The following is a 17063-nucleotide window of genomic DNA, read 5'->3' as shown; positions in this document are numbered from 1 at the left end:
ATTCAGTTTCAGTCCAATTTCCTTTTATTCTTTGATAACGCTTATATCAATACCCAATGTTTCTGCCATTTCCTCATTGACAACGACCTGCAGTGTATCAGGGTACTCAGCCGGAACATCACTCGGCTCTTCTCCTTCTAAAATTTTGATAGCCAGCTGGGCGGTCTGACGGCCAAGGGCCTCGTAATCAGCCCCATAGGAAAAGAGCACACCGCTCTCCACAACATCAGCAGAGCCTCCGACAACCGGAATTTTCATTTCTTTGGACAGATCGGTAATCAAGGAAATAGAGCTGACAATCGTGTTATCTGTCGGAATAAAGAGCACTTCGGTCTGATTCATCAAACTTTTAGCCGTATCCTGAACATCGTTAGTCGATGAGATGCCCTTAACAACCGTTTCGATCCCAGCCGCTTTGAAAGCTTTTTTCGCTTCGTCAACCTGAACCTCTGAGTTCCGCTCATTAGTCGTATACATGATTCCCACTTTTTTGACATCTGGCAGGACTTCCTGCAGCAGTTCAACCTGTTTATCAATAGGCGAAAGATCACTCGTTCCTGTCACATTGGCTCCAGGCTTTTTCATAGAATCAACCAGCTTAGCTGACACAGGATCGGTAACAGCAGTAAATAAGACAGGAAGATCTGATGTAGCTGTTGCTAAAGCCTGAGCTGCAGGAGTTGCAATACCTAAAACAAGATCATTGTCCTGAACCAGACTCTCAGAAATTGTCTGCAGATTTGCCTGATCCCCCTGCGCATTCTCATAGTCAATGACAATATTATCACCATCAACATAGCCTTCTTTCTTCAGTTCATCGATAAAACCTTTCCGGGCAGCAGTCAGGGATTCATGTTCCACATACTGCAAAATGCCGATATGCTTAGCATCGCTTGCTGCTGTCTTTGCACTGTCGGACTTTTGCGAGCAGCCCGCCAGCAAAAGCAAGGCAAAACCTAAACCAAGTACTGTTTTCATTAAACGTTTCATCCCATTTACCTCTTCTTTATATTTTTGCGCTCTGCCTTTTGGCACATCGGCAGAACAGAGAAATGTTATCATCAAACAAATAAAAAACCAGTTAGCCCTTTTCTAACCGGTTGATTGCAGATAAAATGAAAAATTTCATTCTTTTTGAGCCAGTTAGAACTATTATCTAATCGGCCTTGTCACAACAAAATGCTTTAGCTTCATAGATACAAACCTGAAGTGACGTTTGTACCAGTAACACATACAAACGTCTATCTAAAGAAACTAAAGTAATAGCGATTATGCAATTGTTTATGCAGAGACAAAGTGTGCTTGAACATTGCTGGCTCCTTGTTTATGATTGATTGTAGTATACCCTTATTTTTCCTTTCTGTCAATACTTTTAGCTTCATACTTTTGAAAATTGATAAAATTCAGAAAAATTGAAAGTTCTAAAATGAAGTTAGCCACTTAGATGCAAAAAAACACCTCTATGTTACACTTGTAGTTGACGAAAACACAAGTAAAGGACATAGAGATGCAAGACCATTATACACCAACAGGCAAGCACTTGACAATAGCTGATCGCCGCTTGATTGAACGCTGGAAGCAAGAAGGGAAATCTAATCGTGAGATTGCAGGTCTCTTAGGCAAAGCTCCTCAAACGATAAACAACGAGATGAAACGTGGACTGGTCCTCCAACAGGTGCGTAAGGGGAAGTTTGAGAAGCTTTATAGGGCGGATAGAGCTCAGGAAGTGTATGAGATTAATCGAAAAAATAGCCGTAAAGCTGTTAGTCTCACGAAGAAAGTCAAGGAAACCATTGTCCACTACATCAAGCTGAAGTGGTCACCTGAGATGATTTCAAAACGTAAAGTCAACGTCCCACAATCCACCATATACTACTGGATGGACAAGGGGTACCTGGGGCTGACTAAGGCAGATAGGCTGTATCCAAGAAAAGGCAAATCCCCTAAGAAAACAGCCAGTCCTAATTTCATGCCTGTTGGAAAGTCGATTGAGGAGCGGCCTGAAGCGATCACTCAACGACTGGAGGCTGGGCATTATGAGATTGATACGGTTGTTCAGACACGGGCTAAAGCGCCTTGCTTTCTGACATTAACAGATCGAAAAACCAGGTATGAAATCATTCGTTACTTGCCCAGTAAGACAGCACAAGCCGTTAACGAAGCCTTGTCGAGCATTTTACAGGAATATCAGATCACGTCAATCACAGCTGATAATGGGGCAGAATTTGCTAGACTAAGCGAGATTTTTAGTGAAGAGAAGATCTACTATGCTCACCCTTATTGCTCTTGGGAAAGAGGCTCTAATGAGAATCACAACCGTCTTATTCGACGTTTCCTACCCAAGGGAAAAACAAGAGCGACCAGAAAACTGGCCACTCAGATTGAATGGTGGATAAACAATTATCCCAAACGAATATTAAACTACAAGACACCTAGAGAAATTGTATTCAGTGGCTAACTTCAACTTGAAATTTAGCAAATTCAGAAAAATCAACTCTACTTTTTTGCACCTTATTTCGAATGCAGCTCCTTTTCTAAAAATAAACATAGCACAAAGGCCAGCAAACCAAACAGGGAAAACAGGGCTAAGCTTAAGGAATAGCCAAGATTCAGTCCCATAACACCGCTTAAGAGAGGAATAAAAAGCGATGACAGCCCCATATACAAGCTAAGTGCTAGCAGCTGTCCGCTGCTGCTAAGATGGGGTGGTATCAAATCAGCAATAAGCCATTTGGAGCTAATCAAAATGATAGGTGTCGTAAATACTTGTAAGATACAAATTAAAACAATCAAAAAGCTATGCTGTGCTAAGGCAAACAGCAAAAACTGCAGAGCTGAGACAACAGCACTTGCCTTTAACATAGCCAAGGCTCCGTACTTATTGATAAAACGCATACTAAAAAGATACATTGGAATTTCCAAAACAGCTCCCATTCCCCATTTTAACGAAATTTCGATGCGGCTTGCCTCTAAAAACAGCATTTTATCGACTACCAAACTGGTGTTAGCCACTACCATTGCATAAAGGGAGAATAAAATCAGCAACAGCATGATATAGGCTTTTATTCGGAAAAAGCCTATTAAATCTTTGCCCGAAACTGTTGATTTTTTATCAAATTTGGCAATATCTGGAAGAAAAAACATCATAACTAAAACCCAGAAACCTAATCCTGCGATAAGCAGACCAATTCCGCGATAACCAAACTTGGGGAGAAACAAAGCACCTCCCATGCTGCCCAAAGCCCAGCCGACAGAACCAAAAGCTTTTAAAATTGATAATTTTTTACGAAAATACGGGTTAATTCCGATCGCCCAAGTATCCTGAAGACCGCAGAGACAGTTTAAAAAGCCTCCGGAAATTGAAACGAGCCCTAATAACAGAAAAAAAGATGGTTCTTCCCAAGTAAATAGTCTAGCAGCGGCAAGCACAAAAATCAGCATTGAAACCAAAGTAATCCATTTTGCTGTACTCCATTTATCTGATAAATACCCAAATATCAGCTGCAAGACAATATTGAGCACAGCGTAGCCTGAGAGAGCATAGCCTCTTTGGTAAGAATTATAGCCTAAATCTGCCATAAAAGGAATCAAGGCTGTCATGCACAAACCAAAGCTAATGTAGGAAAAAAGTTGTACTAAAGCAAATATGTCTCTCTTTTTGTTCATTATTCTGTCCTTTAATGAAAAGAGCGAACAAAAATCACGTTTTTAAAAAGTCGTTTTCCTTCACTCTTCTGTTTTTAGTTGGTGTCCATATCCTTCACTGTATCATATCACCGGCACCTTCTCACACCTGGCTAAGATAATCCTGTATCTTATCGGAAGTAAGTACGGCCTGAAAGCTCAGAAAAAATGTATCTTAGAAGGTCAGCGATTTACAATGCGACCGCTCTGTGGGGCTCTTCCTTGCTGCACATCAGCCAATCCCTATTTTCAATCGCTTTCTTAGCGGTCTGTATCTTATTTATAAAGCAAACGAAGCTGAGACTCCTTGGTCCCAGCTTCTGCTTTAACAAGCTTAATGCAATTCCGGCCAAAAGTCTTTGTTAGCCTCGATCATATCATCTAAGATTTCCTTGGCAATTTTTGCACTAGGCACTGATTTGTTCATCATGAAAGACTGCCATAGCTTTTGGTAGCTTCCTTCAATCCATGCCTCAACAGCCAATTTTTCTGAAGCAATTTGCTGCTCCATCAGGCCCTTCTGGAAAGTAGGAATATTGCCAATGGACAGCGGTTCATATTGATCTTTGCCGACAATACATGGAATTTCAACCATGGCATCATCCGGGAAATTAGCGATAGCTCCGTTATTCGGTACGATAAGCAAAAAGCGTTCTTTCGTATTAAAAGCCAAAGCACAGGCTAAATCCACAATAAATTGAGCATGCTCATTGGAAGCAAACCAAGTATCTTTAGCTGTTCCTGCAGCCACAATACGCTCACACTCCTCACGCGTATCCTTTTCGCGGCGATCCATAATTTCATTGGCCCGAGTATAGTTATGATCGGAGTGTTCAACTGTTTCAGGCGCCATAAGGTAATATTTGAGATAAGTATTCCATAATTTAGTTGGATCCATGGCATAAAGGTCTTTAGCCGCCCGCATCGTTTCAAGCCAGGATGACTCTTTATGCTGACCCTGCGGAGTATATTCTTCATAGCCGTTTTCTTTGACGTACTCCATCAAACGCGGCATGAGATCGTTCCCTTCATGATCACGAATTTGCGTCCACCAGCCGAAATGATTAAGCCCATAATAGCGAACATCAAAGTCTTTACGGGAATTTAAGCCCAAAATACGAGCAAAAATTTCTTCTAAACAAACCGGCATATCACAAATATTAATAACACGCGCATCAGGACGTAAAATTCGGCAGGCTTCAGCTACTATAGCTGCAGGGTTTGAATAATTAAGCATCCAAGCTTTAGGAGAATATTTTTCCATATAGTCAATGATTTCAATCAACGGACCGATAGTGCGCAGCCCATAAGCAATGCCTCCCGGCCCGCATGTTTCCTGACCGATGACACCATGCTTGAATGGGATTTTTTCATCCAGTTCCCGCATGGCAAAAAGACCGACACGCAGCTGCGCCATTACAAAATCAACATTCTTAAAAGCTTCAACAGGATCGGTGGTATAAGAAAACTTAATTTCCGGATACCTCTCACTCACAATAATTTCACAGGCTTTCGCTACACGTGTCTGCCGTTCCTCCAGATTGTCATATAGCTTGATAGAGGCAATCGGAAAATTTTCATAGTTATCCAGAAGCATGGTGACAATTCCTGCAGTATAGGTGCTGCCGCCACCTGCAATAACAATATTTTGTTTTTGACGTGACATAAATAAAACTCCTTTAATTAAGATACAAAGGCCGTATGAAGCTCACAGCAAAAATAGGAAAATAGACGAAGAAACGTCAGTTTCTAGGAGATTTTCTCTTTTTTGCACAGAGCTTAGGCCGTGTTCAATTCCAATAAGATACAAAGACCGTTAAGGACGCAAAAGGAAAATAGACGGTAAGTCCGAAAGCTTTGATTTCGCAGACGCATCCCGTACATAACACTAATAACATTTAAAGGCTATTTTTTAAATCATCCCTCAGACATCTACGATCTGGTAAGCATTGAGGCAGAGTCTCAAATCATAGCTTCCCTCATTCTCCAATTTTCAAATTCGATCAGAAAGCCGTAGGAAAATGACAGTAATCAGATATTGACGCGCCTCTGTTTCCAATTTTTAGTATTATTTAACGATCAATAAACTTTCAAAATCATCTCTGACGTAAGGAACATCAAGACCAACTATAACTTGGACAGCTTTGCCGCTGTGTACTAAACCGTGAGCTCCGGCAGCTTTAAAAGCAGCTTCACTGCCTAACTTCGTTTCATCTTTTACTGTTACACGTAAACGTGTGGCACAGTTTGTTACATCGGCAATATTGGCAGCACCTCCCATTAAAGCTAAGTATTTCTCAGCTTGAATCATAGTTGCTGATTTATTGGTATCAACGGTGCTATCCTTTTTAGTCAGATAATCGTCCTTACTGTAGAGTTTAGTTTCTTCATCATCATCTTCACGACCTGGTGTTTTCATGTTAAAACGGCGGATCAAGAAAACAAAGACAGCAAACCAAATCACCGTAAAGACCAGTCCCATGATGATTTGTATAAGATAGGTCGGCCAATGATAATAGCCTAAAGGCAGCCAATTTAGGAAAATCCAGTTTATAATCCCCCCGCCAAAATCACCAACAATACCAAAAGTAAAAGCCAAAGCTTGTAAAGTAGCATCTAACAAAGCATGAACGGCAAACAGAAATGGTGAAATAAAGAGAAAGGTGAATTCAAGCGGTTCTGTAATACCTGTTAAGACTGCCGTTAAAGTTGCAGGGATCATGAGCGCAAGAACCCGTTTTTTCTTTTCCGGACGTGCAGTCACATAAAAAGCTCCTGCAACACCAACAGATCCAAAAATCTTAGCCATACCAGATAAGGAAAAGCCGATGGGAAAAAGTTCTTTTAAACTGGATGATGATGTGGCAAATTCGTGCAGATGGGTTGCCCAGTAAGCGGATGTCCCACCTTGAACAATAGCATTATCATAAGTAAAGGGGGCATAGATGAAGTGGTGAAGTCCAGTAGGGATGAGAATTTTTTGCAGAAAGCCATACACCCAAATGCCCAAGGAACCACTGTTAATAAAGAAGCCCTGCATGCTTCGTATACCATCTTGGATAAGCGGCCAGCCAACACAAGTCAGAAAGGCGATAGGAATCATCGCAAAGAAAGCAAGAGCTACAACATAGGTAGATCCCCTAAAAATGCTCAGTGTCTCCGGCAGTTCTTTGTCAAAATAACGGTTATGCAGCCAAACGACAATACCAGAAATAAATAGTGCTCCAACCATTCCTGTATCCAAGGTCTTGATACCGGCAATCATCGTTAAACCAGAACCTGTGCCAGCCTTTGCACTAATATCCACACCAAAGAACGACCCCCACTGTGTCAACATAGCATTAACAAAATAATTAAAGGTCAGATAAGTTGCCATTGCCTCCAAACAGGCTCGTCCCTGTTGCTTCTTTGCAAGAGAGATAGGCAAAGCCAGAGCAAATAAGACCGGCAGCTGTAAGAAAATCATCCATGCTCCTGCAGAGATAACTTGCCAAAAACGATACCAAACATGATCAGAATTTGCCCAACTTCCCATTAAATTTGGATTCGTGAAAATTATTGACAGCCCTACCATAATACCGGAAAAAGCAAACAACAGCGTCGGAGTGAACATTGCGCCGCCCAGACGTTGAATTTTTTTCATCATAACAATTTGACGCTCCTTTCTTTTATTAAGATATGAAAGCCGGCGTTTCAATACAGGATATAAACAAGAAGCAGTCCAGATTTTGATCTGCAGACACCTGCTCTTCTCTGCATTTAGTTTTGGTTTTCAGTTATTATCTTTCAGGTACCTTCTGTGACAATAGTACAATGCCAAACATGGTTTTGCAAGCGCTTTTAAAGCATTTGGGATTTTTCCCTGCAACTAAAAAAAATTCACAACTTGTGTGAATTTTTATCATAATATTTCTTTTTTGCCTTGCAGTAGAAGCTGCTCATTTTTATAGATTGCATACTGAATAAAAAGCAACTCAGCTAATAAAAAATAGGGCATTGTAATTTTATAATTAGGATGATTCTGCAAAAAATTCAAATTTATCGAATCAATATATAAATTTTCATCGCTGAATTCAGCCAGCTGATTATTTTTGAACTCAGTGATTGAAATAATCTTAACTCCCAGAAGTTTTAGGCGGCGGGCAATCTCAACTACTTTTTTGCTATTGCCGCTGAGCGAAATCATTATAATCACGTCTTTTTCAGTAAAAACTTCATACATTGCATGGTCAAAAGTTGTCCCTGCAAAATCATAAATAACTTCCTTAGCCGATGTGAACATACGTTTAATCTGCTTAGCCACAGACATCTGAACATCACCTGATCCGTAAACAAAAACACGCTTAGCCTGATAAATCAGCTGACAGACCGTTTTATAATTCTTATGTTTTTGGTTATCAATATATTGAATGAGAGAATCGCATGTGAAATCGAATACTTTTGTATCAAAAGAATTTAGACTTTCCTGTTCTAACCGCAAAAGGACTTTCAGTTCACTGTAGCCTCTCAGCTTAATTTTACGGACAAAACGTGAGATAGTTGTACGCGAAACATTAGTCTTTTGTGCTAAATCATTGATAGTCAGCTGAGATACTTCCTCCTTATGAGCAGCTATATAATTCCAAATAAGCAAATCGGTTTCGTTTAATTTTGTGTAGTTATCCAGAACCAGCTCAGATAGTTTCATCGCTCACCTCTTATCTCTTAGATGCAGTTGCCGCCTAATCTTCAGCAAGTCAGCCCGAAAAGAAAGCGTTTTCTTTGTCTGGATTTATTATACCACATTTACTATATTCTTCCCAATACATTTAAAATAGAACAGAAACAAGCATTGCTAAATCATGGTTGGCTTTACTCTTTTTGCCGAAAAGAATTATCTTTCAGATATTAATTTAAAAATAAAAAAACACTTTTTCTGAAAAGCTGGAGATTATCGCTTTTCAGAAAAAGGTCTTTTATTTTTGCAAATGGCTTAATTTTAGCTCAAAGTCAGCGATGACCTTCTGCACATTAAGCCGTCCTTTGTAGATGCCATAGCCGAAAATCAGCATTCCTAAAATTCCTAAAGAAGTTAAGATAAGTCCTGTAACCAAACCAAAAAGGCTGGCTGAAAAGAAATAATATAGAACGATACCGATACTTGCAAGGATAAAAAACAAGGAGAACCAGCGTCCTAAATTTTCAAGCATATGTTTCTGATAATTAATTTCTTCTTCATATCCTTGAACCATTTCCTGTTTTGTCATTGCTTACCTCTTCTCTTTAATTTATGAAAGTCAGGCAGTCTCTAATAAGACAGGCCTGGATTGAAGAATCCGACTAAAACACCAACAAAGGCAATCACAACCAAAAGCAGCATCACTTTAATTGGTGAAAGATTTTTCCGAGCCATCAGCCACCAGCAAAAAACAATGAATAAGGCCGTTAAAAGTCCCGGATAAACAGCATCAAATTGATCTTGAAGCACCAAGAAGGCTTCGCCTGTTCTATCTTTTAACTGGAAGGCTGTCGTTACTGATACCCAAGTTGCTGCAACACCACCGATAACCATACCACCGACAATAGCAATAGCTTTGCGGATAGCTTGACCTTGAGGCCCAACCAAAAATTCAACGGCCTTATCCCCCAGCTCATATCCCTTGAAATAAGCAAAACGCATTCCAAAATAAGCCAGCAGATTCCAGACGATAATGTAGAAAATCGCACCAACCGGCGATCCGCCATTAGACAGGCCCAAAGCTACGCCCAAAAGGATAGGAATCAGTGTTCCAACAACTAGTGAATCACCTATACCGGCAATCGGTCCCATCAAACCGGCCCGCATTCCATTAATAGTCTCATCGTCCACTGGTTCCCCATTGGCCCGGGCTTCTTCTAAACCAGCAGTCACACCGACAATCAAACTGCCCAGCTGTGGTTCAGTGTTAAAGAAAGCGGTATAGGTCTGCATGGATTTCTTTTGGTCATCCTTTTGATCGTAAAGCTCTTCCACAATAGGAAGCATAGAAGTCAGATAACCAAAAGTCTGCATGTGTTCCTGTGAAAAACAGGTTAAATGTCCGTAATACCAATGATGAAATGATTTAACCAGTGTCTTTTTTGATATTTTTTTAACGTCTGCCATTTAAATATCCTCCTCATCATCGTCATCATAATCAGAACCGGAAACAGCTGCTGTGCCTCTAAGTCTAACCATATCAATTTCATAGAATAAGAAGGCAAAAATCAGTGAAATGACAGCACATGATACCAGATTAAGTCCTAATGAAGCTGCTAAAGTAAAGCCGACAAAGAACGGAATAAAATCAGTTGCTTTCTCAACTATTTGCTTCAACAAGATAGCAATCCCGACACAAGGAAGCAATGCCCCTACTGTAAAGAGGGTTTTCATCGCAAGACCATCCATAGGCAGTGCTTCTTGCAAGGCTTTTACAGCTGAAGCGCCGAACATACACATAATGAAGGTCGGCAGAAACGAAAAAAGTAAGTGCGAAATCCAAGGAAGACCCCAGTCAACAGTGTAAAGCCGTTTAAACTCTCCCTTCTCAACGGCACGCCAGCCAATATGCTGCCAAGCCAAGTTTAAAGTCGCCGTTCCATAAAAGAGGACGGTACCAATCGTTCCAACTAAAGTCCCCATCGATTTAGCTAAATCTGCTGCTCCTGAGGAATCCACATCAATTCCTCGAGAACGTATAGCAACCATAGCCAGCGGAATACCGATATAAGAAACAGCACGGACATCAGCCGACACGGTTCCGCCGGGAGTTACAAGAGCAATATAAACCAATTGCATGGCTACCCCGCAGACAATTCCTGTTTTAAGATCACCAAGAATAATACCGCAGACCAAACCACCGACCAGAGGCCGTCCCAAAGTATAGTTCCCAATACTTGAACCGCCCATACCGGGCATCGAAGACAAACTAGCAAATAGCCCTAAAAGAGCTGCCTGCAACCAAGATATTGTCATAATAAACTCCTTTAAATAAGATACAAAGGCCGTCAAGAACGCAATGGGAAAATAGGAAAACTGACGAAGAAACTTTAGTTTCTAGGAAGTTTTATACTCACAGAGTAGCCACACTCGTAAGTCGCTGACGCCTCCAACGATTGCGTCTTTTTTTCCCTCAGCGTTTAGGCCGCATTCAGTTCATTAATATAGTTTTAAAAACCAAATTTTGATTTAAAATCTGACCAGTAGCCGATAGACACATCGGGCAGCAATTGGAATTTCACCTTATAGCCAGCTTTTTCAATGGCTTCTAAAGCTTCTGCTTCCTCTTGAGTAATGGACTGATTATTCCCCAGCTTGACTGCGCCGGGCCGATCATTTGCCGGACCGACAATGATTTCTTTTACCCCATCTGGAACAAACCCCTGATCAACTAATATTTTTTTCATATCAATTGGATTTTTAGTAATGACAAAATAACGTGTATCAGAGTCCAAAACCTTTTGCGACTTTTGACCAAAGGCATCTACCGTCCAGACGAAGGTTTTTTTATCTGATGCACCTTTATAAGCCTGAGTTAAAACCTTATTGGCCGCTGCTGCATCATTTACAGCAATCAAGCCGTCACAAGGATATTCCTTGGCCCAGCGGGTAACTGTCTGACCATGAATCATCCGGTCATCGATACGTACAAATGATACTGACATGTTTGTTTTTCTCCTTTATATAATGTAAAAATATTTTTTAAATGTCATCTTCGGCTTCTTCGCCATCATCCGCCACTTTAAACTCCTGCAAAGCAGCCTGTGCTTCCGGTAAAACAGCGTTTATAAAATCTGCACCTGTCAGACTGTCTTTCATGACGAGAGAACTCAGAGCCATCGGCAGATTCATACCGCCAAGGACAAGAGCGCTGTCCAATTTGCCCAAATCACTAAGCACACCGCAGGCTGTAGTCAGAGGACTGCCGCCGACAATATCGGCTAAAAGAACTACTGAGTCAGCATCCTGTACCACAGACACTGCTTCTCTGAAATCTGCCGCAAAATCGTCAACCGACTTCCCGTCCTCAAGCCCGACAGCAATCACTTGGTCGATCTTATCTGCTGCAAACATAGCCAAAGATGTCTTTAGACCGGCCGCAAAGCCACCATGGCTCACCAGTACTAAATATTTCATTGCACCATCTCCTTTAATCAAGATACAAAGGCCGTTAAGAAAGCGGCTGAAAAATAGGAGCCTGACCGCCGAGTCCCCAAAGACTCTAGGAGGGCTGTCTTTTGCCGAGCTTTCAGGCCGTGTTCAGTTTAACAAATTCACTAGTTTTAAAGCTTTGAAAATACTGAACTTTTGTTTTACTTGTCTTTATTTTACTTAAAAGGAAATCGTTTTCCTACTATCGAATGTCATCAAATTAAATTGACGATTGTCAATAGTCACATGACAAATGTCATTACCGCTCGATGATAAAACCAGATCAAAAAAACTAGACGAAATGAAAATAAGGGGAAGCAAGTGCCTATTGCCGCTTACCTTCCCCTATTTTTATATAACTCAAAAAACCAGACCGCAGTATCCCAGACTTCGGCTTATATCTTTATACTTTTTTTAAACAGCTCTGTACTGCTCTAATCATCCAGTTCTTCTTCAACAGCCCGTTGAATTGTCCAGAGCTCACTGTCAATTGTTTTTGCAGCCAGAGCCTGCTCAATAAGATGGTCCAGTTTTAACATAACATCATCATAATGCTTAAATCTCGGGGGAATCTTTGAATCTGACATCATTTGGTTGAGGGTGCTGATACTTAAAGAATTCGTTCCTAACTCGTCCGAATTTAAGGCATCTTGAGTTTTTTCACTGGTCATGACCGGCTGTAAAACAGACATCCCCTGAGATTTATCAACCAGTTCCTGCTGAATTTCTGAACGGCTGGAGAGAATTTTTAAAAAATCCCAGACCAGATCTGAATGCCGTGTTTTGGCGGACATAGCAAAAAGAGAAGTCTGAATCTCAGTCGCATTATCGTTTTTCTCTTCTGCCGGCATCTGAATGCAGGTCCAAGAAAAACTGGAGTACTTGGCAACATGATAAGGATAAGGTTTATAGGTTCGATACTGGGCTAAAGTCATAGGATAAAAAGCGACCTTCCCTTGGTCGAAGTCTTCAGAAGAAACCTTGATATTATCAGTTAAAGCTTCTAATTTAGAAATAAAAGACAGCGCTTTTCTCATTTTGCCGCTGGCCACGGTTAATTGATTCGTATTCTGGTCATAAATCTCACCGCCATATGCAAGAAGGGCTTGCTGCCAAGTATAATCTGTACTGCCATATTGATCTACAACACCATCGCCGTCAGTATCTTTAGTAACTGCCTGGCATATACGGTAGAAATCTGCCAAGGTCCAGTCCTTATCAGGAAGGGAAAGACCTTCTTTTTCGAGCAAGTCCTTATTGACACACATCATAATCGGATTCGCTTCAAAAGGCAGGGCATAATATTCCCCCTTATACTGACCCGCTGTTAAAGACGAACTGTAGTAAGCACCGGTATCCAAATCGTTCTCAATTAATGACGAAAGATTTCTCAAAGCTCCAGCTGACGAAAGCAGGCTAAAATCATCTTCCGGCACCATAAAGAGATCAGGCTGCTTTCCTCTCAAAATGCTATCTGACAGCCATGAAGAATAGTCATCTTTAGGAATACCGCTGTCATAAACAACCTTAACATTAGGGTGTTCCGCTTCAAAAACAGCAATAGCCGAATCAATGACACGATTATCCTTGCTGTTAGGGACATCCCAGCTGCTGCCGGAATAAATCCCTAAACGGATAACAATGGTTCTGCGCTGCCAAAAATAAGCACCAGCCAAAAGAACAGTTAAGAAAAACAGCAGCAGAGGCAGCCTAAGCTTTTTCTTTTTCAACACATTCAGTATATTAGTCATCCTTATTTAAATCCTTCATCGTTACACCTGTCTGCACAGACCAGAGAGCTAACTGGGTCCGATCACGCAGATTCAGCTTAGATAAAATCCCCGATAGATAATTGCGAACAGTGCCTTCTGATAAATAGAGCTTAGCAGCAATTTCTTTATTGGACAGACCGAAACCTACCTGCTGAATAATCCGCCATTCATTTTGGCTCATTTCCTTTACATTTTTTTCTTCAACGGCTACATCAATATTTGAATGCGCCATCTGTGAAAAAAGTTTAAAGACCTTAGTCGCAATATCAGGGTTGATCATAGCCCCGCCATTATAAACTGTCAAAATAGCCTGATGAAGCTCTTCTGTTGATACCCCTTTGAGAATATAGCCAGAAGCCCCATATTTCAGAGCACTGAAAATAAATTCATCATCATCAAAAGTTGTTAAAATAATAATCTTGATATCCGGATAAGTCTCTTTGACCAGTTTTGTACAGAGAACGCCGTCCATCTTAGGCATCCTGATATCCATTAAGATAATATCAGGCTTTTTTTGCTGGATGGCTTCCAGCACATCTTCGCCATCATTGACAAGAGCAATGACTTCAACTTCTGTGTAAGCGGACAAGATTATCTTTAGCGATTCCCGAATCAGCTCCTGATCGTCAACAATCATCACTTTAATCATCTATTTCTCCATTTCTTTTAGGAATTTCAATCCAAGTAAAGAAGCCATTCCTATTTTCAAAACGTACACTGCCGCCAACAACAGCCAGACGTTCTTTCATTTGTTTAAGGCCGTATCCATAGTGCAGTTCAGTAAAACCAATGCCGTTATCCTGTATACTGATTATATACTTCTCCTGATTGAGGAGATGGATAACAATCTTATTCGCATGACCGTGCCTCAGTGAATTGGTAATAGATTCCTGAATGACACGAAAAACAATATTTTCCTTCATGCTGTCCAAATCAACTTTATCCCATCGGTAATACAATTCAATCTGCATATGAGAAACTGCCTCGTATTCCTTAATCATTTGCAATAGGGCTTCTTTTAAACTGCCGTTTTCTAAAGCTCCAGGACGCAGCTTTTTAAGAGACCCTCTGACATCACGAATACCATCACGCACAACCAGCGACATATTTTGCAGCTGTTCTTTTGCCCGCGACGGATCTATATCAACTAAAACTCTGACCGCATCTATTCCAGCCGAAATTCCAGTCAATGCATGACCCAGCGTATCGTGAATCTCTCTGGCAATACGTTTGCGTTCACGATCCTCAACAATTTTTTCTGTCAAAGCAACATAGCTGTTTAATTCCGTATTAACTTTGGAGACCATCTTCAGTTCTTCCTCAATATTGTGTCTCTGCGTGACCGAATACATGATATAAGATAAAAGCGATGTAATAAACACAACTATGTTCAAGGAAACCAAGAAATTTTTAAAAAATAAAATAGCAAGCCGAGTTGAATGGGGGTAAAAACTGATGAAGGTATCTAAAGAAGGCAGCCGAACAAAAAGTGACAGGATATCATAATTGGAAAGCAGAAGCGCAGTAAAGCTGAAGAAGATAAAAACCAGCCAGGATTTTCTCCCCTGAGAAGCACCAAATTCTTTAGAGCTGTAAAAAATATCTGTAAACACCAATAAAATAAGACCATTATAAGAGGATTGCGAAGCTATAAAAACTGCAAGCATAAGCCCGACTTCAAGAACAGACAGCCCGTCATATACAGATAAACGATACTTTTCCTGCCGATCACGGTAAGCGATGACTAACAAAAGAGCAGCATAGAAAAATATGGTCGTCAGAAAAACATTGACAGGAGAATTGGGAATACGATCTAATTTTTCCAATAAGTCATGCGACAGCCCTTTTGCGACAATGTAGTTAGTCGCGAAAAGGTAAAGGGAGACATTATAAACAATAGCAACCAGATTGATAAGAATTAAGGCCAGCTTACTGTATCTGATAATCCTAATATTATTCATCACTGCCACCCCGTTATATCATGCTCATCAATCGTTTCTTTGCTAATCAGCTCAACAGGTATCACATATTCCTGCTTAACTTTCTTACCTGCAGTTAAAAGATAAATAACTTCAGCTGTCTTTTCACCCATAGCAATTGGGGACTGAGCAACTGTAGCCTGAACATCTTCTGTTCCGGCCAGTAAATTCTTCATGTCGGGAGAACCATCAATTCCATAAATATAAATTTTTCCCGACAGCTTGGTCTCTTTTATTGCAGCAAGTGCTCCTAAAGCGCTGCGATCGTTCAGAGCCATAACTACATTGAATGCGGTCCCTTGTTCGATAACTTCCCTAACTTCAGGCAAACCCACTTCCGTCTGACCAAGTGTATCTTTTCGGGCAACAATGCGGTAATTATCCTGTCCAGCAATCGTATCCAGAAAGCCCTTAATCCTCTCGGTAGCAGAAATCGTATTGGAATGTTCTAAAAGCAAAATATCGGCTTCTTTGAGAACACTCATCATATTCCGTGCATTTAGAACGCCGGCCCGATAATTATCTGAGACAATGGTAGAATCTGCTTTGATCCCCTGAAGCTGCGTATCAACAGCTATAATCTTGATACCTTTTTTCTGCGCTTTCTTTAAAGCCGCAATAACTTGATTGCTGTCACTTTTAACAGGATTAATGACAATAACATCTACCTTCTGTTCAATAAAATAGGTAATCTGCTGACTCTGCTTTTTTTCATCAAGCTCCGGATCTCTGACATAAAGAATATCATGATGCTCACTGACACTTTTCTTGATTTCAGCATTCAGAATTTTATAAAAATCATTATTCATGGTCATATAGGTGACCCCGATTTTCTTTTGATTAGCTATGGCAGGCGAAGCTGTTCCGCGAACATAGATCAGTCCAAGCACTAAAACCGATACTATCCCAATAAGCCAAAAAAATGCTTTTTTATAATTTAAATGCAGCCTCATCCCACACCCCCTTCATTAAGATACAAAGGCCGTGTAAAGAGCAAAGCAAAAATAGGAGGCTGGACGAAGAACCATAGGGTTCTAGGACAGACTGTCCTTTTTGCACAGCTCTTAGGCCGTGTTCAATTCACAAGATACAAAGGCCGTTAAAATACAAGCCGCAGCCAACGGCAACGGTCTCGAAATTTGCTCACATCCAGCAGAACAGAGGTAACACTCACAGTCAGTTAAACCTAAACAGCCAACTTTATCAGCTGTACAGTATCATTTTGTATGCGTCCAGTATCAGCTTACCCTTATTATAACATGTTTTGTTTTTTCGTTAAGTGTATATCAAATACGGACTTTTCAGGAAAACAAAGACCATTCATTTTTACAGCCTTATCCTTAGTATAACAAAATTTTCAGATCGGCCCAATTGATATTTGTTTTAAACAGTCTGACGAGGCAAGCAAAAGGCCAGAGACTGATCTCTGACCCATTTTCCATCTAAAAAAATACGTTTTTCCTAAACTAACTGCTTTTT

Annotated in this window: 15 protein-coding genes; 1 reads left to right on the top strand and 14 read right to left on the bottom strand. The window is 40.6% G+C overall.

What is annotated here, in order from left to right; all coding sequences use genetic code 11:
- Positions 1 to 24: 24 nt before the first annotated feature.
- On the bottom strand, positions 25 to 990 hold the full coding sequence (locus DDV21_RS00915) for an ABC transporter substrate-binding protein (RefSeq protein WP_116879031.1): 966 nt from the start codon (positions 988 to 990) through the stop codon (positions 25 to 27).
- Positions 991 to 1507: 517 nt separating this feature from the next.
- Between DDV21_RS00915 and DDV21_RS00910 the strand changes: the two genes are divergently transcribed.
- Positions 1508 to 2458 (top strand): IS30 family transposase, encoded by a 951-nt coding sequence (locus DDV21_RS00910; RefSeq protein WP_116879182.1) that lies wholly within the window; start codon positions 1508 to 1510, stop codon positions 2456 to 2458.
- A 53-nt stretch (positions 2459 to 2511) separates the two neighbouring features.
- Here the strand turns inward: DDV21_RS00910 and DDV21_RS00905 are convergent, their stop codons facing one another.
- The 13 genes from DDV21_RS00905 to DDV21_RS00845 all read right to left on the bottom strand — a co-directional run bounded on the left by DDV21_RS00905 (position 2512) and on the right by DDV21_RS00845 (position 16537).
- Positions 2512 to 3666 (bottom strand): MFS transporter, encoded by a 1155-nt coding sequence (locus tag DDV21_RS00905; protein ID WP_116878343.1) that lies wholly within the window; start codon positions 3664 to 3666, stop codon positions 2512 to 2514.
- 352 nt (positions 3667 to 4018) lie between these two features.
- Positions 4019 to 5350: a 6-phospho-alpha-glucosidase gene (locus DDV21_RS00900; protein ID WP_116878344.1), complete on the bottom strand. Its 1332-nt coding sequence runs from the start codon at positions 5348 to 5350 to the stop codon at positions 4019 to 4021.
- A gap of 402 nt (positions 5351 to 5752) precedes the next feature.
- A complete protein-coding gene (locus DDV21_RS00895) occupies positions 5753 to 7330 on the bottom strand; it encodes an alpha-glucoside-specific PTS transporter subunit IIBC (RefSeq protein WP_116878345.1) in 1578 nt (525 codons plus the stop codon).
- A gap of 255 nt (positions 7331 to 7585) precedes the next feature.
- Positions 7586 to 8371, bottom strand: coding sequence for a MurR/RpiR family transcriptional regulator (locus tag DDV21_RS00890; RefSeq protein WP_116878346.1), 786 nt, complete (start codon positions 8369 to 8371; stop codon positions 7586 to 7588).
- 268 nt (positions 8372 to 8639) lie between these two features.
- A complete protein-coding gene (locus DDV21_RS00885) occupies positions 8640 to 8930 on the bottom strand; it encodes a DUF202 domain-containing protein (protein ID WP_116878347.1) in 291 nt (96 codons plus the stop codon).
- A 41-nt stretch (positions 8931 to 8971) separates the two neighbouring features.
- The gene (locus DDV21_RS00880) at positions 8972 to 9808 is read right to left on the bottom strand and encodes a PTS system mannose/fructose/sorbose family transporter subunit IID (RefSeq protein WP_116878348.1); all 837 of its coding nucleotides are present in this window, start codon (positions 9806 to 9808) and stop codon (positions 8972 to 8974) included.
- Positions 9809 to 10657: a PTS mannose/fructose/sorbose/N-acetylgalactosamine transporter subunit IIC gene (locus DDV21_RS00875; RefSeq protein ID WP_116878349.1), complete on the bottom strand. Its 849-nt coding sequence runs from the start codon at positions 10655 to 10657 to the stop codon at positions 9809 to 9811.
- A 194-nt stretch (positions 10658 to 10851) separates the two neighbouring features.
- Positions 10852 to 11346, bottom strand: coding sequence for a PTS sugar transporter subunit IIB (locus tag DDV21_RS00870; protein WP_116878350.1), 495 nt, complete (start codon positions 11344 to 11346; stop codon positions 10852 to 10854).
- A 37-nt stretch (positions 11347 to 11383) separates the two neighbouring features.
- Positions 11384 to 11818 (bottom strand): PTS sugar transporter subunit IIA, encoded by a 435-nt coding sequence (locus DDV21_RS00865; RefSeq protein WP_116878351.1) that lies wholly within the window; start codon positions 11816 to 11818, stop codon positions 11384 to 11386.
- A 449-nt stretch (positions 11819 to 12267) separates the two neighbouring features.
- A complete protein-coding gene (locus DDV21_RS00860) occupies positions 12268 to 13584 on the bottom strand; it encodes an ABC transporter substrate-binding protein (RefSeq protein WP_116878352.1) in 1317 nt (438 codons plus the stop codon).
- A complete protein-coding gene (locus DDV21_RS00855) occupies positions 13577 to 14254 on the bottom strand; it encodes a response regulator transcription factor (RefSeq protein WP_116878353.1) in 678 nt (225 codons plus the stop codon). Before DDV21_RS00855 ends, DDV21_RS00860 begins: the two co-directional genes overlap by 8 nt.
- A complete protein-coding gene (locus DDV21_RS00850; RefSeq protein ID WP_116878354.1) occupies positions 14247 to 15566 on the bottom strand; it encodes a sensor histidine kinase in 1320 nt (439 codons plus the stop codon). Before DDV21_RS00850 ends, DDV21_RS00855 begins: the two co-directional genes overlap by 8 nt.
- Positions 15566 to 16537, bottom strand: a complete 972-nt coding sequence (locus tag DDV21_RS00845; protein ID WP_116878355.1) for a sugar ABC transporter substrate-binding protein — start codon at positions 16535 to 16537, stop codon at positions 15566 to 15568. The genes DDV21_RS00850 and DDV21_RS00845 overlap by 1 nt, the downstream gene beginning before the upstream one ends.
- Positions 16538 to 17063 lie beyond the last annotated feature (526 nt).

Source organism: Streptococcus chenjunshii (genome assembly GCF_003086355.1).
Lineage (GTDB): Bacteria > Bacillota > Bacilli > Lactobacillales > Streptococcaceae > Streptococcus > Streptococcus chenjunshii.
The sequence above is the reverse complement of the archived record's forward strand: the minus strand, read 5'-3'. Positions and strand labels throughout refer to the sequence as shown.